The following is a 20,134-nucleotide window of genomic DNA, read 5'->3' as shown; positions in this document are numbered from 1 at the left end:
GTGGCCCGCAGACGGGGTCGGGACGGGAGGCGACAGGACAGGGGGAGGCGCCGAGGATTGACGCCCGGGGCGTCAATCCTCGGGGGGCTGACAGGAGTCGCGCACGATCAGGTGCGGGCGCACGCTGGCGTGCTGCATCACCGCCTGGCCGTCGGGCTGGATCAGCATCGCGGCCGCTGTGCGGCCGGTGTCGCGGGTGTGGCGCCGCACCGAGGTCAGCGACGGCCACAGGCGCGAGGCCAGCGGGCTGTCGTCGTAGCCGATGATCGAGAGCTGGCGCGGAATGTTGATGCCCGCGCGCAGCGCGACCTTGTAGATACCGGCGGCCATTTCATCGTTACCGGTGAAGATGGCGGTCGGGCGCTGCTTGCCCAGCAGCAGCTTTTCGGCGGCGGCCACGCCCGATTCGAAGGTATAGCCGGCCTCGACGATGCGCGCCGGGGGCAGCTCGATGCCGCGCTTGGCGAGGGCATCGATGAAGCCGGCGGTGCGTTCGTGCGCCGAGCGGTACGCACTCGGGCCGGTCACCAGGGCGATATCGCGGTGGCCCAGCGAGAGCAGGTAATCGGCCGCTTCGGCGGCACCGTCGCGGTCGTGGGTGACCACCATCTGCGAGGTTTCGTCCAGCGGCAGCGAGGCGATCCGGGTGAAGCGGCAGCCGATCTCATCGAGCATGTCCACCAGCGCCTGGTCTTCAGAGGCACGCGGCACCAGGATCACGCCGTGCAGTTTCTGTTGCTGCACGAAACGGCGCACGCCGTCGATATACCCGGGGCTGCGCGAATCGCAGGGGTGCACGACCAGCTCGAAACTGGAGCCGCGCAGCGCATCCAGCGCGCCGTACTGCATGTCCACGATGTACTGGGCGGTCGGGTTGTCGTAGACCATACCGATCAGGAACGAGCGGCGGAATGCCAGCCCGCGGGCCAGCGGGTCCGGCGTGTAACCGACCTCGCGCATCAGTGCCTCAACCTTCTCGCGCGTGTCCTTACGCACCAGCGGCGAGTTGTTGATGATGCGCGAGACGGTCTTCTTCGATACCCCGGAAAGACGCGCGATGTCGTTGATCGTGGCGGCCTTGCCTTTGGTCAATCCGTGCGGCGACGGATCGGTTTTGCTGCGCAATGACATGTCGTTCAAACCGGGGATGAGTCAAGGGATTCTAGCGGGGAGCTCAATCGAGGGCGCGGTAGCGGAAATTCCGGAACTCGACCTTGCCGTCGCCGGCAGCATAGATCGCCGGCTTCAGGGCCAGGAACTTGCCCGCCACATTGTGATGGTAGCCGGAGACTTCCATCTGAACCGGGTACTTCTGCCAGGTTTTGCCGTCGGTGCTGGAGTGGATGGTGACGATATGGCGGTTGTTGGTCACCCGCAGCCACAGCGTGCCGCCGGTGGCGCTGGGGGCCAGCCGGGTGGGGCGCTCCTCGCCGTAGCGGTGCATGATGAACTTCTCGCCGTTGCTGCCCACGCCCACATACAGGCGGTCGCTGTAGTAGAGCAGGGCCCCGCCCACCGCGCCCGGGGCGATCTCCATCTCGACCTCGAACTGGTAGGCCTTGTCGCCGGCGATGGCGGTCAGCGGCGAGCTGTCGCGCGGGGTGCTGCCCTTGCCCTGCAGCACCATGCCCTTGCCGGTGAAGGCCAGGCGCTTGTACTCGTCCTGGGCCGGGTTGAAGAACGACCACTGCGCACCGAGCGTGCTGCCGCGGAAATCGTCGGACAACGCCATGCCGTGCTGGCCGACCGAGGTACCCGACGGCTTGGCGAGCGGCTGGCCGAGGTCGCCGCCCTTGGCCACGAACCAGCCATCGGCGGTCCATTCGATCGGCTCCAGCAGGGCCTGGCGGCCCAGCGTCCAGTACCCGTTCTCGTAGCCGTGATACATCATCCACCAGCGCCCGTCGGTGCCTTCGATCACCGTGGCATGGCCGCGCGACCACCACGGCTCGGCGGCCGACCGGGTACGCATGATCGGGTTGTTCGGCGCATTCACCCACGGGCCGTGGATCGAGCGCGAGCGCGCGGTGATCACCATGTGCCCGGTCGGCGGGCCGGCGGTGCCACCCACGGCGGTGGTCATGTAGTACCAGCCATCGCGGAAGTTGATCTTCGGGCCTTCCTGCGCATAGGCCTCCACGTCCCAGCTTTCCGGGTACTTCCAGCCGTCGTAGACGTGCTTGGGCGTGCCGACCACGCTCAGGCCGTCATCGGCCAGCTGCACGTAGTCGCCACCGCTGAGGAACAGGTAGCGCTTGCCGTCTTCGCCCACCGCATGGCCGGGATCGATGTAGCTGCCCAGGCCGATATCGATGGGCTCGCTCCACGGGCCCTTGATGCTGTCGGCCCAGACCACGAAGTTGCTGCGGGTCTCGCCGGTGCGGGCCGGGAAATAGATGTAATAGCGGCTGCCGTGCTTGACGATGTCCGGCGCCCAGATCGCACCGACGTTCTTGGTGATCGCGTGGCCCAGCGGCTGCCAGTTGACCAGATCGCGCGAGTGCCAGATCGGCAGGCCGGGGTAGGCATCGAACGAGGACAAGGTGAGGTAGTAGTCCTCCCCATCCTTGAGCACGGAAGGATCCGGGCGATCACCGGCGAACACCGGGTTGAGGAAGGTGCCATTGCCCAGATCGGCCTGGCGCTGGTTCTCGATCCCGCGCTTCCAGGCGGTGGCCGGCTCGGCGGCGTGACCGGCGCCGGCCAGCAGCAGGCAGGCGGTGGCGAAGCTCGCCAGGGTCTTCCTCAGGTGCATCGTCTTTCTCCCTTGAACGTATCGTGGGCCGGCCGCGCTCAGCGCGCCCCGGTCCCGGCAAGACGCTGTTGCCAGCGTGGGTACTCGGTGGTGATCAGGGCCTGTGGCCAGGTGCCGTACCAGTGATAGCCGGTGCGGCGCTCGCGCGGGATGTCGTTGAACGTGGCGACGCGTTCGCCCTCGCGGTTGGCCAGCAGCACGCCACTGTCGTGCAGGTCGTGGAAGCGGCCCCACAGCAGCGGCGCGCCCGCATCGGCGACCAGGCGGCGGTCGACCGTGGTGCGATGGAACTGGAACTGCGCGGGGGTGGTTTCGAAGGTCTCCAGCCGCCACCCGGTCAACGCATGCGCCTGGAACCACGTCATCGCGGCGTTGACCGAGGCGACCACCTCCGGCGCGGGATCGGGGATCGACATCAGGTAGCGGACCACGCCGACACTCTCGTCGGTGACCAGCGCCGGCAGCTCGAACTTCCGGCCCTGCGCGGGCAGCAAGGTGGTGCGGTCGTACTGCCCGGCCCAGATCGTCGGCACGCCGTCCTGGCGCACCTGCAGGCGCAGCAGGCAGGCATCGCCGGCGGTGACGGCAGCGTCCACGCGGGCGCGCTGACCGGCCGTGATGAAGCCGAACGCCGGCTCGCGCTGGATGCGCCGCAGCGTGGTCAGCACGCCACTGGTGACGTCGTCAGCGAACGTGATGTGGCCGTGGTACGCGGTGCGCGAGGGCACCGAATGCGGCCAGCCACCACAGCCGGGGATCTGCTCGGCGAGAATGAAATCCAGCCCGCGTACGGCCGCGTCGCGGTAACGGGCATCGCCGCTGCGCGCGAAGGCGTCGGCCAGGTAGCTGACCTGGGTGTAGATGTTGCGGTTGTCGAAGCTGCCGCCGGGCGTGGCCTGGTCGGCCAGCACCTGTGCCCTGGCGGCATCATCGAGGATCCGCTGCGGATCCTGGTTGACCGCCCAGCCCCCACCACGCCGCTGCAGCACGACCAGGTTGTCGGCGATCTGCCGGTACTGATCAGGGGAGTAGCGCGGGTAGTCCGTGCCATGCCCGCTCTGCCAATGGTGAATGCCGTCCTGGAAGCCGCGCAGCGGGATGTCCTGGCCCTGCGCCGTGACGGCGCAGGGCAGGGCGATCCACAGCAGGGCTGCCAGCCGCCGCACGCTTACGCGCGCAGCAGGGCAGGCAGCCACAGCGACATTTCCGGGAAGAAGGTGACGATCAACAGCACGCCCAGCGCGGCGAACCAGAACGGCCAGATCGAGCGCATGCTCTCACCGACGCTGATCTTGCCGATTGCCGTACCGATGAACAGCACCGAGCCCACCGGCGGCGTCACCAGGCCCAGGCCACCGGTCAGCACCAGCACCAGGCCGAAGTGGATCGGATCGATGCCGTAGGCCTTGGCCACCGGCAGGAAGATCGGCGTGCAGATCAGGATCATCGGCGCCAGGTCCATGAAGGTGCCCAGCAGCAACAGCATGATCACGATCATCAGCAGCACCATGAACTGGCTGTGCGCGAACGACTGCAGGAAGTTGACCGCGGCCGAGGGCACTTCGAGATAGGCCAGCAGCCAGCCGAACACGGCGGCCGTGGCGATCACGAACAGGATCACACCGGTGCTGCGCGCGGCATGGGTGACCGTGCCGAGGAACTCGCGCCAGTCGAGCTGGCGGTACAGCACGGTGGTCACCAGCAGCGCGTAGACCACGGCGATCGCCGCGCTCTCCACCGCGGTGAAGATGCCGGCCCGGATACCGATGAAGATCAGCGCGACCAGGCCCAGGCCAGGCAGCGCCGAGACCAGGCGCAGCAGCACCGCACGCCAGCCCGGGAAGATCTCCACGCCGTAACCGCGGCGGCGTGCCACCAGATAACCGGTGATCATCAGCACGACGGTCATCAGCAGCGCCGGCACGATACCGGCCGCGAACAGATCGGCGATCGACAGGCCACCACCGGCCGCGGCCGAGAACAGGATCAGGTTGTGCGACGGCGGCACCAGCAGCGCGACCAGCGCGGCGGTGATGCTGACGTTGACCGCGAAGTCACGGTCGTAACCGCGCTTGACCATCTGCGGAATCATCGTGCCGCCGACCGCCGAGACATCGGCGATGGCCGAGCCGGACACACCGCCGAAGAACAGCGAGGACAGGATCGAGACCTGGCCCAGGCCACCGCGCATGCGACCGACCAGCGACGAGGCCAGCGAGATCAGACGCTCGGAGATGCCGCCGCGCATCATGATTTCACCTGCGAAGATGAACAAGGGAATGGCGATCAGCGAGGCCGACCCGGTACCGGCCGAGATCTGCTGGACCAGCACCAGCGTCGGCAGATCCAGGTACCACAGCGTGGCCAGGGCGGCAGCGGCAAGCGCGAACGCAACCGGCACACCGAGCAGCAACAGCACCGCGAACACGGTGAAAAGAATGGTAATACCCATGACTCAGCGATCTCCCTCGGCAACGGCATCGGCCGGCCGTACAGCCAGCGCCATCTGGTTCACGGCGAAGATCGCCATCAAGGCGCCACCGATCGACAGGGGCAGGTAGTTGATGCTCTGCGGCAGGTGGGCGCCGGCGGCCTTGATATCCAGGCCGTCCATCAGCAGCACGGCCGCCCACCAGGCGATGACCACGCCCAGCACGGCCACCACCAGCGCGGTGAACACATCCACCGCGCGGCGCAGGCCCGGGCCCATGTGCGCGGCCAGCAGGAAGAAACCGAAGTGGCGGCGGGTATGCACACCGGTGGCCGCACCCAGGCTCATCGCCGTGGCCAGCAGCAGCAGCGTGACCGGCTCGGTCCAGCTGGGCGAATCATTGATCACATAGCGGGCGAACACCTGCCAGCCCTGCACCACCACCAGGCCCAGCAGGGCGATGACGGCAATGTAGATCGCCACATCGGCGATGACGTTGAGCAGGCGCTGCGGCGCGGTGGGGGTGATGACGGTTTCGGAAGTCGAGTCGGACATCGCGTCGGGGCCTCAGGCGAAGTCGCGGATGCGACGGGTGAGGGCGGCCAGCTCCGGCTGCTGCAGGTAACGCTGCAGGAGCGGATCGGCGGCCTTGCGGAAGGCCGGCATGTCGACCTCGTTGAACTTGATGCCGAAGTCGGCCACGGCCTGGCGGGCGGTGTTTTCCGAGGCATCCCACTGCTCGCGCATCACCTGCACCGATTCACGCGCGGTCTCGATCACCAGGGTACGGTCGGCCGGACTCAGCGCATCGAAGCTCTGGCGCGACATCAGCAGCACGTCCGGTGCATAGGAGTGATCGCTCTGCGACCAGTAGTGCGCGGCCTCGAAATGACGGCTGGAATGGAAGCTGCGCATGTTGTTTTCCGCACCGTCGATCATGTGCGTTTCCATGCCCGAGAAGGTGTCGCCCAGCGACATCGGGGTCGGGTTGGCACCGAGCAGGCGCATCAGCTGGATGAAGATGTCCGAGGACGCCACGCGCAGCTTGAGGCCGTGCAGGTCCTTGGGCTCCACGATCGGGTGCTTGGTGTTGTAGAAGCAGCGCGCGCCGGAATCGTAGATGGCCAGGCCGACCAGATCGCGCGTTTCAAAGCCCTGCAGGACCGTATCGGCGACGCCGCCGTCGAGCGCGCGGCGCATATGCGCCACCGACTCGAACACATACGGCAGGCACAGGCCCTGGGTCAGCGGAAACGCGTTGTTGAGCGCGCCGGAGTAGACGCGGGTGATATCGATGGCGCCGAAGCGGGCCATGTCGATCGCCTCGGACTCACGGCCCAGCTGGCCGGAGTGATACTGGCGCAGCCGCAGCCGGCCGCCGGTTTTTTCTTCCAGCGTCTTCCCGATCCATTTCACCGCGGTGACGGTGGGGTAGTCGGCGACGTGGACGTCGGTGGCGGTCAACAGCTGCGCACCGGCCGGTGCGGCGTTGGATGACCGCGAACAGGCTGTCAGCGCGGGCGCGGCAAGCGCGCCCAGACTGGTAGCCAGGAAACTTCTGCGAGTGAACATCTGCGCCCTCCCAAGCGTGCTCGCCATGTCCGCGCGGTCAACCGGCGGCGATGGCCTTGCAGGTAATGTCGCCGTAACCGACGAAACGGATCAATGCTTCCTGGCCCACGGCGATGTCGTGGATGCCGGTCGCGTTCCCACTGGCGATCAGATCGCCGGCCTTCAACGGGCGGCCACGCTGCGCCGAGCGGCCCAGGGCGAACGCATAGGCGGTGCGCAGTCCGCCGGGCAGCAGGGTCGCGCCACCGGTGCCGACCACCTGGCCTTCGATGCGGGTTTCCGCACGCAGGTCGGCGTCGTCCAGGCGGGTCCAGTCCGGGATTTCCGGGCCGAGCACCAGGCCGTTGTTGTTGCCGAAGTCCGACACCACCACGCGCGGGCCGAGCTTGTTGATCGTCGCCAGCGGGCTGCTCGCCACCTCAACGCCGATGAACAGCTTGGCGGCCAGCGCCTCGGCTTCTTCCGGGGTCCAGTGCAGCTTGTCCGCCGGGGCGTCTTCCTGCAGCTGGATCACGTACTCGGCCTCGACCGCGCCGAAGCCACCGACGAACACCGGAATCTCGACTGTTCCACCGGTAGCATTCCAGAGCTGACGCGAGAAAATCGGCCCCAGCAGACGGTCGTCGCCGGAGACATCGCGGCGCTCGGCAGCGATGTAGCCGACCTTCCAGCCGACCACCTGGTCGTCCCACAGCGCGATGGCCTGGTCCTGTACCTGATAGGCCGTGACCAGGTCTTCCGGGATGGTTCCCGGGAAATCGGGCAGGGATTGGCCGTGTTGGCGGGCGCTGACGAAGTGCCGGGCGATCTCGCCCAACCCCTGGTCGGGCAGGTCCTGTTTGCCGTGGTCGTTGCTCAAGCGGGTCTCCCGGAAAAATTGTTGCACTGCCAATCGACAGTGGCTGGATGAGCTGTATATGGTAAACCGGTGTCATTGGCAATGTGCAGCGCATCAGAACGGCTGCCGGTCAGGCACGATGCCTGTTCCCCTTGCCCGAAGGACGTACCCGGATGCGCCGCTTCCTCGCGTTGCCCATGCTCACTCTCCTGCTGCTGGTCGGCGGTCTGGCCCACGCGGCCGAGCGTGCCGTACCGGAGACCGAACCGGCCCTCGGCGACCCGGACCGCATTGCGCTCTGGCCGCACGGCCGGGTGCCGGGTGAATCCGGCCCGGCCACCGTGCCCAACGTGATCGAGCGCAGCCGCGATCCGGCGCTGCCGGACCGTTACATCGACAACGTCAGTGCGCCTTACCTGGTGGTGTACCGACCGGCGCGCCCGAATGGCACCGCCCTGCTGGTGGTGCCGGGCGGCGGCTATCAGCGCATCGTGCTCGACAAGGAAGGCACCGCGCTGGTGCCGGCGTTCGTCGAGCAGGGTGGGGTGACCCTGTTCGTGCTGCGTTACCGGCTGCCGGCCGGCCGCAGTGATCGCCAGGCCGCACTGGCCGATGCCCAGCGTGCGATGCGGGTGATCCGCGCCGATGCTGCGAGATGGCAGATTGATCCGCAGCGCATCGGGGTGATGGGCTTCTCGGCCGGCGGGCACGTTGCCGCGCAGTTGAGCAACGGCTTCGATGCACCGGTGTATCCGCACCGCGACGCCATCGATGCGCTCAGCGCACGCCCGGATGTCGCGCTGCTGATCTACCCGGTGATCGACATGGGCACGCATGCGCATACCGGCTCGCGTTCGCGCCTGCTCGGGCCGCATCCGGACAGCACGCTGCAGCAGCAGTTCTCGATGCAGGACCAGGTCCGCGCCGATACCCCGCCGACCTTCCTGGTGCATGCGCAGGACGACAACGTGGTCTCGGTGCACAACAGCCTGGTGTATTACCAGGCGCTGCTGCGCGCCGGCGTCACCACCGAAATGCACCTGTTCCCGTTCGGTGGCCACGGCTTCGGCGTGCGCATCCCGGCCGGTCTGACCGTTGCGCAGTGGCCCGAGCTGGCCCTGCGCTGGATCCCTTCGCGCCACACGGAGCCCGCGCGCCATGAGTGAGTCCCCCGCCGACCTGCAGCGTCGACGCTTTCTGCGCGACAGCGCGCGCTACGCCCTGATGCTGGGTGCCACCAGCCTGCCGCTGATGCCGGCGTTCGCCGGCGCGCCCGGGCCGCGCGATGACGCCTCACCGCTGGCCCGGGTACGCAGTGGCCGGGTGCGCGGACAACGGGAGCAGGGGGTGAATGTGTTCCGCGGCATCCCCTATGGGGCCGACACCGCGCCCCGGCGGTTCCAGCCGGCGCTGCCCGAGATGGCCTGGCGTGGCGTGCGCGATGCGCTGGACTATGGCAACGCCGCCCCGCAGACCGGCAAGGAAGGGCCGGGCAGCGAAGACTGTCTCTACCTCAACGTGTGGACCCCGGCGCTGCGCGACGGCGGCAAGCGGCCGATCGTGTTCTACATCCATGGCGGCGCGTACAACAACGGCTCCGGCAGCGACCCGCTGTACGACGGCAGCGCGTTGTGCCGGCGCGGCGACGTGGTCGTGGTCACGGTCAACCATCGGCTCAACGTGTTCGGCTATCTGTACCTGGCGCAGCTGGGCGATGCGCGCTTCGCCGACTCGGGCAATGTCGGCCAGCTCGACCTGGTCCAGGCGCTGCACTGGGTGCGCCAGCATGCCGCCGAATTCGGGGGCGATGCCGACAACATCACCGTGGTCGGGCAGTCCGGCGGCGGCGCCAAGATCGCCACGCTGATGGCCATGCCGGCCGCGCGCGGTTTGTTCCAGCGCGCCTGGACCATGAGTGGGCAGCAGGTCACCGCGGCCGGCCCGCGGGCGGCCACCCAGCGCGCGCAGATCGCGATGCAGGCGGTAGGCGCGGCCGACGCCGAGGCGCTGCGCACGATGCCGATGGAGGCACTGCTGGCCGCCACCCGTGCGCGCGATCCGTCGCGCGTGGAGAACAGCAGCCTGTATGTCGGGCCGGTGCTCGACGGGCGTGCGTTGCCGGTGCATCCGTTCTGGCCGGAGGCGCCCGCGCAGTCCGCCGGGATTCCGATGGTGATCGGCAACACCCACGATGAAACCCGCGCCTTCCTCGGCAACGACCCGGCCAACTTCGCGCTGACCTGGGAGACGCTGCCGGCCAAGCTGGAAAAAGAGCAGTACGTGGACCTGCTGCCCTCGGTGGTGATCGCCGAGTACCGCCGCCTGTATCCGCACTACACGCCTTCGGAGGTGTTCTTCGCCGCCACCACCGCCGGCCGCTCCTGGCGGGGTGCAGTGGAGGAACTGGAGGCGCGTGCGCGCCAGGGCGCCCCCACCTGGGCCTATCAACTCGATTGGGGCTCGCCGCTGGACGGCGGCAGGTTCGGCGCGTTCCACACGCTGGATATCCCGCTGGTGTTCGATACCACCGATCGCCCCGGCTCACGCACCGGTGACGGCGAAGCGGCGACCCGTGTCGCAGCGACCATGAGCGAGGCGTTGATCGCCTTTGCGCGCCATGGCGATCCGAATCATGGCGCACTGCCCCGCTGGCAGACCTATTCGCTGGCCCGCCGCGAAACGATGCTGTTCGATACCCCCTCGCAGCAGGCCGACGACCCGCGCGGTGGCGAGCGCCGCCTCTATCAGCAGGCCCCCTTCATTCAACGAGGTACGTTCTGATGCGCGCGTCGACCTGGCTGCTGGGCAGCGTGCTGTTCGGCCTGATGAGCGTTGCGCACGCCGCCGTGGATCCGGCGGTGCTGGATCGTCCGGCACCGACCCCGATCCGGGCCAGCAAGATCGTGCTGGTCGGCGATTCCACCACGGCCGTGCAGGGCGGCTGGGGCCCGGCGTTCTGCGCACGGCACGTGACCTCGTTCCTGACCTGCACCAACCTGGCCCGTGGCGGTCGCAGCACGTACAACTACCGCGCCGAAGGCTCGTGGGCGTTGGCCGACGCGGAGATGCGCACGCCCGGCTATGCCACCACCTGGGTGCTGGTCCAGTTCGGCCATAACGACCAGCCCGGCAAGCCGGGCCGCTCCACCGATCTGCAGCGCGAATTCCCGGACAACCTGCGCCGCTACGTGCGTGAGATCCGTGCCGCCGGTGCGCAGCCGGTGCTGCTGACCCCGTTGACCCGCCGCCAGTTCGCCGATGGCGTGCTGATCGATGACCTGGCGCCGTGGGCCGAGGCGGTGCGGACCGTGGCGCGCGAGATGAAGGTCCCGCTGGTCGATCTGCACGCGCGCAGCCGCGCGGTGGTCCAGGCGCTGGGGCCGGTGGCGGCCATGCCGCTGGCACAGGCGGCCGCCACGCCCGCACAGGTCAGCGCGGCGCTGGGCGGGACCACCGTGGGCGCCGCGCCCACTGCCGGCGCACCGGCCGCGCAGAACAACGCCCTCACCGAGCCCATGGGACAGGCCAAGGTCGCCTTCGATTACACCCATCTGGGCCCGGACGGCGCAGCGTTGTTCGCCACGCTGGTCACCGAGGAACTGGCCCGGCAAGTGCCATCGTTGCGGCCGCTGCTGATTCCCTGATCGATAGGCAGACCCTTCGAGTTCTTTCGAATGGATCGCTACGTCGGGGATCGTGAGTCGATTGGATGTGATTCAGGTCAAACACGCTGTTCACCGGGATCGCCTAGACTCGGGGTATGCAAGACCAATGCAACCCGTTTCCTCCGTTCCATGGCCGTGATCGATTGATCGCCGCCGTCGACCATGCCGTCCAGCACGAGCACGCGCACCAGATCGCCGCAACGCTGCGCGCGGCGTTGCGCGAGGCGATCGCCGACAGCCGCATCCAGCTGCCGGCCTGCGTGCACCGCCCGATCGAGGATCACTACGCCCGCCGCGAGCTGTATCGCAGCCCGGTGCACGGCTACAGCATCGTCGCGATGAGCTGGGGCCCGGGACAGGGCACGCCGCTGCACGACCACAGCGGGCTGTGGTGCGTGGAAGGGGTGTGGCTGGGCCAGCTGGAGATCACCCAGTACCAGCTGCTGGAGCGCGACGGCGAGCGCTTCCGCTTCCGTGCCGAACCGGCGGTGCTGGGCGACTGCGGCAGTGCCGGCAGTCTGATCCCGCCGCATGAGTACCACACCCTCCGCAACACCAGCGATGACGACCTGGCGATCTCCGTGCACGTCTATCAGGGCGAGATGACCCGCAGCGCCGTCTTCGAACCCGAGGCCGACGGCTGGTACCAGCGCCGCGTGCAGGTGATGGAAACCGACGCGGCCTAGGGCCGCGCTCGACCTGCGGCCTGCGCCGCGCGCATCATCCGGTTCCCACCTTTCGAAGCGCCGCCATGCGTACGTTTCCGTTCCAGCAGGTCAACGTCTTCAGCCAGGACCCGCTGCGCGGCAATCCGCTGGCCGTAGTGCTTGATGCAGAAGGCATCGACGACGCACGCATGGCCGCGTTCGCCCACTGGACCAACCTGAGCGAGACCACCTTCCTGCTGCCGCCGACCGATCCGCAGGCGGACTATCGCGTGCGCATCTTCACCACGCTGGAAGAGCTGCCGTTCGCCGGGCATCCCACCTTGGGCAGCTGCCATGCGTGGTTGGCCCATGGCGGCGTGCCGAAGGGCGCGGAGATCGTGCAGGAGTGCGGGATCGGGCGGGTGCGGATACGGCGCAGCGCGTCCGGCCTGGCGTTCCTGGCGCCGCCGCTGCTGCGGGGCGAGGCGTTGACGCCGGACCTGCGTGAGCGCGTCCGACGCGGCCTGGGCGTGGCGGCAGAGGACGTGGTGGACGCCCGCTGGGCCGACAACGGCACCGGCTGGCTGGCACTGCGCCTGCGTGATCGTGCGGCCGTACTTGCGATCCAGCCGGACTACGCGCAGCTGGAGGGCATGAAGGTCGGCGTGTTCGGGCCTTGGCTGCCCAGTGATGGCGACGAGGCCCAGTACGAAAGCCGTGCCTTCATTGCCGGCGACGGCGCCCCGGAAGACCCGGCCACCGGCAGCCTCAATGCCGGCATCGCGCGCTGGCTGCTGGCCACCGGCGAGGCGCCGGATCGCTATGTGATCAGCCAGGGCACGGCGATCGGGCGCGCCGGCCGGTTGCGGGTGGAGCGGCTGGGCGATGCGCTGTGGATCGGCGGCGACTGCGTGACCTGCATCGAGGGGCAGGTCACGCTGTGAGCCAGACAGGGGCAGGGCGCCGGCAGCGCCATGCACCGCATGGCGTTATGGGTCCAGCGCCACCACGTTGTTGCGCTGGGTCACTTCCGCCGCACCGTCGGCCTGCATCACGCGCACGCGCAGGCCAGCGCGCTCCCCGGCCGGCAGCGGCAGGCTGACGGTCGTGGTCTTCGGCAGCAGGTCGCTCGGCGCCGCCAGACTCGGAATCTCGGCCCGGGCCAGCTCGCGGCCCTTCGCATCCTCCAGCACTGCCACGCCCACCCCGGTGGCGACGTGGCCCAGGCTGTGCACGGTCACCTGCACCTGACGCCCGTCCACGCGCACATCGCCGCGCCCGATGCCGAGGTCGGCACGCTGTTCGACCGGCGTGCCGGCCTGCACCAGCTCGAACTCGAACACCTGGCTCTGGCCCGGCACGAACCGCAGCGTGGTCGAGGCACTGCGCTCCAGGGTGAGATCGCGCGTGGTGGCCTTGCCATCGATGGTGTCATCGCCGTCGCGGTCCACGCCGCTGGTCATCCGCCATTGCCCGGCGGTGACGTTCCAGGTGCTCATCTCCGCATCCACTGCGTGCTTGCCCAGGTTGTAGGCGATCACCTTGAAGCGGTCCGGCGAGGGTGCATGCACCAGCAGCGCGACCTGCTCGGCGGCCTGCGGCTGGGCGAAGCGCCAGCTCACGGTGTGGCCCGGCCAGCTCTGGTTGCGCTTGAGCGCGATGCCACCCAGGCGTGCACGCTGCAGGAATTCGCTTGGCGCTTCGACACGGTCGGACCACCAGTGGCCTTCGGTGTTCATGTATTCGCGCTGCGCCTTGGCCTGGATGCCGTCGGCATGCAGCGCCTCCAGGTACTTCTTGTCGCCGGTCGCCTGCCACGCCATCAGGCTGGCGAAGCCGGTGCTGCCACCGTCGGCATCGCTGATGAAGCGCGGGTTCCACTCGGCACCGCGGCCCAGCGCTTCCACGTAGTTCTCGCCCAGGTTGGACAAGGCGCCCGGGCCACCCCGCTCGACGCGGTAGTCCAGCGCCTTGAGGTATTTGTCATCGCCGGTCCAGCGCCATGCCGCCCAGAAGGTGTGCATGATGTCGCCGCTGCCCGAGCCGTTGTTGAGCTCGCCGCCACGGGTCTTGCCGGTGGCCCAGTTGATCTCGTTCGGCAGCGCCCAGCGGCCCTTGTCGTCGGTGTAGGCGTGGGCCAGGTAGCCATCGGCCAGCCCGGTGACCAGCTTGCGACCGGTCGGATCGGCGTTGTACTGGCCGATCAGGAACGCCGGGTGCAGCACCGGGAAGGAATACGGCTTCTGCCATTGCCAGTTCGGTTCGCGGTACACCTTGTTGCCGCCGAACCAGTTGCTGGAGAACAGCAGATGGCCCTGCGGGTTGGGCAGGATGATGCGTTCGTCGAACGCCTTCACCGTTTCCATCAGACGCTCGACGGTGAGCGGATCGCCCCAGTTGAGGTAGAGCATCGCACTGTTGGTGTTGATGCCTTCCTCGTACGCGTGCAACTCATCGGTTTCGATGGTGCTCAAGCCGTTGCTGAACATGCCATTGCGGTACACCGCATCGGACAGCGCGGTCAGCGAGGCGTTGAGCTTGTCCGGCTGCACGCCCATCAGCGCCAGGCCGGGCCACTGCTGGGTCAGGTCGGAATCGTCGGAGATGCCGCCGCCGAAATCACCGTAGGCGATCTGGCGGTTGTCGATCCACCAGTCGATGAAGCGGCGCACGTAGGTGAGGTCTTCGGTCTGCCGGAACGCCCACAGCGGCACGCCCTTGTGCGGCTCGGGCTGGGTGAATGGCGGCTTGCCCTGGCTGTTGTAGCTGATGTAGTTCCAGTACAGGCGGCCGAGTTCGTGGTCCGGGTCCACCCGCAGCAGATCACTGAGATCGGCATACACGCGCGCGTACAGGCGCTGGCGCTTGGAGGTAGTGTGCTCTTCGACCAGGAAGCCCCAGTTGTCACGCACCTGGTTGAAACGATCGGCGATGTGCTCCTTCTTCGCCTCCTCGCGGTCCTTGTAGACCATGCGGATTTCCGCCCCGTCCAGCGACGCGGCGTTGAAGCCTGGCGCGGCCGAGGCGATGGAGATCCACAGGCTGTCGGCGGTGAGGATGCGGTCGCGCAGATCCAGCCACAGGGTGCGCTTCTGGCCCGGTTTGACCGACACCGACACGTCGATCATGTCGCGCGCCGGCCAGAGCGGGTCCTTGATGCGGATGTTGAGCGGGATCAGCCCGTCGTGGGTGGCGGGCAGGTCCAGCGTGGGCAGATCGATCGCGACGCCGTCCAGGCCGTCATGCATGTTCTCCCAGCTGTGCGCCCAGCTGCGGATCAGCGGTTGTGCCGCCGGGGCATCACTGACGCCGGAGGGAATCAGTACGTGCACGATCGGCAGCGGTTGCGCGGGCAGCGTGTCGGCCGTGCGCTTGCGTGCGCCGGCGCCCTTGGGCAGCGCCATCACCGTGCTGCGTTCGGCCGCCGGGTAGCGGCCGTCGATGTACTCCCGAAGTGCCGCGATGTTGGTGTAGTCCGGCAGCGCCTGGCTGTCGACCAGGTAGCGCTGCTTGACCGTGCCCTCCGGCTCGGCCGCGTCGCTGACCTGGTAGGCCCAGATTTCCTGGATCGGCGTTTCCTGTTCGGTATTGCGGAAGTGCAGGACGCCGCCGGTCTGTGCGGCAATGGCATTCACGCTGCGCACCACGCCCTGCGGGCGCTGGAACAGGGTCTGCGACGGCTGGCCGTCGGTGCTGTGGCTGAGCCCGCCGAACGCGGCGCCACGCACTTCGATGCGATTGACGCTTTCACCGGCCGGCAGGGTCAGGTCCAGCTGCTGGCCGCCCTCGACGTAGGTGTTCCAGTCGGGCAGCTGGAAGTAGTCGTTGCGGCCCGGCAGGCGCGAGCGGTTGTATACGCCCGGCCAGGTGGTTTCGGCAATGCCGTCGGTCGCCTTCCACATCCACTGTTTGTGGTCCTTGGTATCGGCGAACTCGACCTTGCGGATCGTGGTGGTCGGCGCGGTCAGCGCCGGCGGTGGCGCAGCGTCCCAGCCATGGCGGTGGCGCCAGGCGCGCATCGGCTCCGGCACGGCCACGGCGGTGGCGGGCGTGGCATTGCGCGCCAGGGCGGCCATGCCGGCCGGATCGAGCAGGCGGTCGTAGACGCGGATCTCGTCGAAGTCGCTGCCGCGCAGGAAGTTGTAGCGGCTCTGCACCTGGTAGGGCGCCATCACGCGCGCGGCCAGGCCGAGCTGATCGAGTGCGGCGTCGTAGTCGGCGGTGGTCTCCTGGCGGGCCACTTCCTTGCCGTCCACGTACAGGCGCACGCCGTGGTTTTCGTCCCAGCCGAAGGCGATGTGCTGCCACTGCTGCGGCGAGGGAATCTGGTCGAGCTTGAACGACACGCGCGTGCGCGCCAGGTTGGCATCGGTGACGAACGCATCGAAGCCGTGGCCATTCCAGTCGATGCGCAGCCAGGCCATGTCCCAGCTGCTGTGGTCGGCGTAGCCGACCCGGAAGATCACGAACGGTGCTTCGCCCACCGCGTAGCGCGCGCGCCAGAAGAAGCCCAGCGTGCCGCGCTGGGCCTGGATGTTGCCCGGCGCGTTCCACGACAACACGCCATCATCCGCCCACTCAATGGCGCTGCCGTGCGCCCCGTTCGGCACCCGCTTCACCTTGTCCACGAAGTTGGGGACCGGGTCGCCCGCGGCGGTGTCGGCCTGCAGGCCCTGGTCGCCCGAGACGTGGAAGAGCAGCTGCGGCGCGGTCTGCGCCCAGGCGGTGCCACTGCCCGCAAGCAGCAGCGCCAGCAGGCTGGCGGACAGGCGGGAGAGGCGGATCGAGGGGGCGACAACGCGATGCATGAGACCTTCCTTTCGACAGCAGAAACAGTACAGCGGAACCAGCAGCGGGGGTCAGCCGCTTACGGTGGCCTCCCGCCCCGGCACCGCGCCCGCCATCCCGGAGAGAAGGACGGGGACGGGCGCGATAGCGGTGGCGGAAGACGCAGCACGGTCAGAACTTGTAGCGCAGGCCGAGGTAGTACTGGCGGCCAGTGTGGGTGTAGCGGTCCGGCAGCGACAGCGCCGAATCGACATAGCGCTCATCGGCGGTATCGAGCAGGTTGATCGCCTCGAAGGTCAGCGAGAGATTATTGTTGACCTTGTAGGACATGTTGAAATCCACGTTCTCCACGCTGTACTTGCCCTGCACATCGGCGGTGGCGAACTGGTTGCCGTCCAGGTCCCAGACGTTTTCCTGCGAGAGGATGGTGCTGATGTACGCGTCGCGGTAGCTGGTGGAGACGCGCGCGCTGAAGCGGCCGTCGTCGTAGTACAGCGTGGCGTTGTACGAGTTCGGCGAGAGGTTCAGCAGGTCGTTTTCGGTGTACGTGGTGACGATCGTGCTGCCGGTTCCCGAGCTGAACATGTATTTGATCTTGGATTCGACGTGCGTGTAGTTGAGCTGCACGCCGAAGTTGCGCCAGAAGCCGGGCAGGAAGCTGAAAGGCTGCTGGTAGGAGACTTCATAGCCCTTGAGCGGGCCGCCCGGGGTATTGAAGTAGCTCTGCACGTTGAACACCGTGTCCGGGCTGAAGCCGGTCGGCAGCAGATCCAGCGAGTAGCCCATGTCCGCCCAGGTGGTGAGCAGGCGGGTGCGCTGCACGTAGCTCTCGATGTCCTTGTAGAACACCGCGGCCGACAGCAGCGCGCCTTCGTCGAAGTACCACTCCGCGCTCAGGTCGTAGTTGGTCGAGCGGAACGGATCCAGCTTGGGGTTGCCCAGGTTGATCGAGTAGCTGCGATCGTCATCGAAGTACGCGGTGGGGCCACCGCTGACGCTCGGCGACAGGTTGGACAGGGTCGGGCGGGCCATGGTCTTGGCCGCGCCGAAGCGCAGCACGAAGGTATCGCTCAGGTCCCACGCCAGGTTCAACGAAGGCAGCCAGTCGTCGTACTTGTGGCCGACCCGGGTGCCGACCTGCAGGCGCTCGCCGGGATCGGCGGTGGCGCTGGCCACCCCGAAGAACGGTTCGCAGGCCGAGGACAGATCGTTGGCGTTGGCGGCGGTGCACGGCGCATAGCCATCGGCGGTGATGCGGGTCTGCACGTAGCGCACGCCCAGGTTGCCGCGGAACGCGCGGCCCAGCAGGTCGGTGTTGAAGTCCAGCTGCAGGTAGCTGCCGTAGCTTTTTTCGTTGACGTCGAAGTTGTTGTTCGATGCGCCGAAGTGACCGACGCTGGCCAGGCGGTAGTCACCGCCGAGCGTGCCGGTGTTGCAGTTGCAGTAGATGTCCAGCAGCTTGGCGATCTGGTTGAAGTCCGGCACCAGCCAGGCGTTGGGCAGGTTGCCGTCCATGCCCTTGCCGAAGCCGCTCAGGGTGTTGCTCAGGTCACCCACGCCCACACCGGCCGGCAGCGCCTGGGAGAGGCGCCCGTAGCTGATGTTGCGGTACTCCTGCGTGCTCATGTCGTAGTCCTTGTAGGCCAGACCGCCGCGCAGGGTGAAGGTGGGGTTGATGTTGAACGTGAGGTCGACCTTGGCCGTATCGAAGGCATTGTCGACGTACTGCGGGTTCAAGCGCACTTCGCTGATGTTGCCGCCGCGCGCGGTACCGTTGGCATTGACCGGCGTGCTGCCGTAGCCCAGCCACTTCCAGTTGTCCACGGCGTTGAGATCGAACGGGAAGGACATCGCCGGCACCTTGCCGTTGCGCATGTCCAGCACGAAGCCATCCAGGTTGCTGTTGTCGAAGCTGACCATCGAGAAGACCGGCCGCTCATAGTTCGACTCGGAGTGGCCGATCACCGCATCCAGGCGCACCGCGTCGTTGAAGCGATGTTCCAGGTTCAGGCTGAACTGCTTGAATTCGGTGCTCTCTTCGATCGCGGTGGATTCGGTGCGGAAGTCGACGTTGTCGAACACGCCGTAGGTCAGGCGGTTCTGTTCATCGGCCTGCGCCTCGCGGACCACGATCTGGGTCTTGCCGCCGTACTGCGCGGTGCGGTGCAGGTTGGCACCGATCGAATCTTCGCGCACATTCTTGTCGAGCTTGGAGTACAGCATGTCCAGGTTCAACTGCGTGTCGTCGCTGACCTTGAACTGCAGCGCGCCGGTGACACCCAGGCGCTCGATCTCATGTTCGGTGCGGATGTAACGCGGGTAACGCGGGATCCAGGCGTTGGTCGCGGTCTCGTACGCGGCGATGTTCTCGGCGGTCGCGGCCGGGCGATCCAGGCCGGGGCCGCAGTGGGTCGCATCGATGCCGTAGCTGCCCCAGCCGTTGCTGCGCGCCTGGTTGGCGGCGCTGCCGACACCGGCGGCGGTTTCATTGGCCAGCGGATTGCGCGGGGTCTGCGGGTCGTAACCAGCCGGGCTGCAGAAGCCGTAGGTGCCGTTGTTGGCCGCGGTGCTCTGGTTGGAGTTGCGGTAGTTGCCGTGCTCCCAGCGGACCGGGTTGTAGCCTTCTTCGAAGATGGTGCGCTTGCTGTAGGCCACCGACATCAGCGCGCCGACCCGGCCGTCGGCCCAGGTGTTGCTGATCAGCCCGGAGATGCGCGGGTCCTTGTTCCTGGACAGCTCGTTGAAGCCGTACTGGCCGCCGAGCGAGGCCTGGAAGCCCTCGAAATCGAACGGGCGCGAACCGCGAAGATCGACGGTGGCGCCGAGCGAGCCCTCATCGGTCTGCGCCGACTGGGTCTTGTTGATCTTGACCCGGCTGAACAGCTCCGAGGCGAAGGTATTGAAGTCGAAGCCGCGGCTGCGGTTGACGCCGGTGGTACCGCTGCCGGCGGTGGACAGCGCTTCCAGACCGTTGATGCGCACGCGGGTGAAATCCGAGCCCAGGCCGCGCACGGAGATCTGCTGGCCTTCACCGCCTTCGCGATCGATCGAGACGCCGGCGATGCGCTGCATCGACTCGGCCAGGTTCAGATCGGGGAACTTGCCGATGTCTTCGGCGTAGATCGCATCGACCTGCTCGACGCTGTAGCGCTTTTCATCCAGGGATTGCTGCAGGCTTTCGCGGTAGGTCGCCTTGACCTCCACCTTGTCCAGATCCACTGCATTGAGCGAGGCGGCCGCTTCGGGCGTCTGCTGTGCCGCGGCAATGCCGGCCACGCCCTGCAGCGCGAACGCGATTGAGACCGCAAGCAGGGTAACCGGTGTCTTTTTACGGGTGTCGAGTCGATCCATCGTGTGTAACCCCCTCCCAGGGTGCGCCGCCATGCGACTTTGATGTTGATGAGTCATGACGTCCGGCCTCCCCCGGAGCGTCTGTCG

14 protein-coding genes are annotated in these 20,134 nt (G+C 67.6%); 5 read left to right on the top strand and 9 right to left on the bottom strand.

What is annotated here, in order from left to right; genetic code table 11:
• Positions 1-72: 72 nt before the first annotated feature.
• Genes ABE472_RS02215 through ABE472_RS02185 form a run of 7 tightly spaced genes read right to left on the bottom strand, consistent with a single transcriptional unit; the run spans position 73 to position 7,617 of the window.
• Positions 73-1,131, bottom strand: coding sequence for a LacI family DNA-binding transcriptional regulator (locus ABE472_RS02215; protein ID WP_123731196.1), 1,059 nt, complete (start codon positions 1,129-1,131; stop codon positions 73-75).
• Between the two features lie 43 nt (positions 1,132-1,174).
• A complete protein-coding gene (locus ABE472_RS02210) occupies positions 1,175-2,755 on the bottom strand; it encodes a family 43 glycosylhydrolase (protein ID WP_346465303.1) in 1,581 nt (526 codons plus the stop codon).
• A gap of 38 nt (positions 2,756-2,793) precedes the next feature.
• Entirely contained in the window at positions 2,794-3,951 is a 1,158-nt protein-coding gene (gene pelA / locus ABE472_RS02205) for a pectate lyase (protein WP_346465301.1), read from the bottom strand.
• Positions 3,924-5,207, bottom strand: coding sequence for a TRAP transporter large permease (locus tag ABE472_RS02200; RefSeq protein WP_123730975.1), 1,284 nt, complete (start codon positions 5,205-5,207; stop codon positions 3,924-3,926). Before ABE472_RS02200 ends, pelA begins: the two co-directional genes overlap by 28 nt.
• 3 nt (positions 5,208-5,210) lie before the next feature.
• Complete coding sequence (locus tag ABE472_RS02195) at positions 5,211-5,741, bottom strand: TRAP transporter small permease (RefSeq protein ID WP_346465299.1); 531 nt, start codon at positions 5,739-5,741, stop codon at positions 5,211-5,213.
• Between the two features lie 12 nt (positions 5,742-5,753).
• Positions 5,754-6,758 (bottom strand): TRAP transporter substrate-binding protein, encoded by a 1,005-nt coding sequence (locus ABE472_RS02190; protein WP_026069922.1) that lies wholly within the window; start codon positions 6,756-6,758, stop codon positions 5,754-5,756.
• A gap of 37 nt (positions 6,759-6,795) precedes the next feature.
• Positions 6,796-7,617: a 2-keto-4-pentenoate hydratase gene (locus ABE472_RS02185; RefSeq protein WP_313210576.1), complete on the bottom strand. Its 822-nt coding sequence runs from the start codon at positions 7,615-7,617 to the stop codon at positions 6,796-6,798.
• Positions 7,618-7,793: 176 nt separating this feature from the next.
• Here ABE472_RS02185 and ABE472_RS02180 point away from each other — a divergent pair, with 176 nt between their 5' ends.
• From ABE472_RS02180 to ABE472_RS02160, 5 genes are all read left to right on the top strand, one after another.
• Positions 7,794-8,762: an alpha/beta hydrolase gene (locus ABE472_RS02180; protein WP_346465433.1), complete on the top strand. Its 969-nt coding sequence runs from the start codon at positions 7,794-7,796 to the stop codon at positions 8,760-8,762.
• Positions 8,755-10,377 (top strand): carboxylesterase/lipase family protein, encoded by a 1,623-nt coding sequence (locus ABE472_RS02175; protein WP_346465296.1) that lies wholly within the window; start codon positions 8,755-8,757, stop codon positions 10,375-10,377. Before ABE472_RS02180 ends, ABE472_RS02175 begins: the two co-directional genes overlap by 8 nt.
• A gap of 44 nt (positions 10,378-10,421) precedes the next feature.
• Positions 10,422-11,240 carry a rhamnogalacturonan acetylesterase gene (locus ABE472_RS02170; protein ID WP_313219944.1) on the top strand — a complete coding sequence of 273 codons (819 nt, stop codon included), beginning with the start codon at positions 10,422-10,424 and terminating at the stop codon, positions 11,238-11,240.
• Between the two features lie 116 nt (positions 11,241-11,356).
• Positions 11,357-11,947 (top strand): cysteine dioxygenase family protein, encoded by a 591-nt coding sequence (locus ABE472_RS02165; RefSeq protein WP_313210570.1) that lies wholly within the window; start codon positions 11,357-11,359, stop codon positions 11,945-11,947.
• Positions 11,948-12,012: 65 nt separating this feature from the next.
• Positions 12,013-12,852, top strand: coding sequence for a PhzF family phenazine biosynthesis protein (locus ABE472_RS02160; protein WP_346462777.1), 840 nt, complete (start codon positions 12,013-12,015; stop codon positions 12,850-12,852).
• 45 nt (positions 12,853-12,897) lie between these two features.
• Here the strand turns inward: ABE472_RS02160 and ABE472_RS02155 are convergent, their stop codons facing one another.
• Positions 12,898-16,716, bottom strand: coding sequence for a LamG-like jellyroll fold domain-containing protein (locus tag ABE472_RS02155; protein WP_346465295.1), 3,819 nt, complete (start codon positions 16,714-16,716; stop codon positions 12,898-12,900).
• Positions 16,717-16,867: 151 nt separating this feature from the next.
• Positions 16,868-20,047, bottom strand: a complete 3,180-nt coding sequence (locus tag ABE472_RS02150; protein ID WP_346465293.1) for a TonB-dependent receptor — start codon at positions 20,045-20,047, stop codon at positions 16,868-16,870.
• Between the last annotated feature and the right edge of the window lie 87 nt (positions 20,048-20,134).

The sequence above is a fragment of the Stenotrophomonas sp. TWI809 genome (assembly GCF_039673205.1).
Lineage (GTDB): Bacteria > Pseudomonadota > Gammaproteobacteria > Xanthomonadales > Xanthomonadaceae > Stenotrophomonas.
This window is presented reverse-complemented; position numbering and strand designations above follow the sequence as displayed.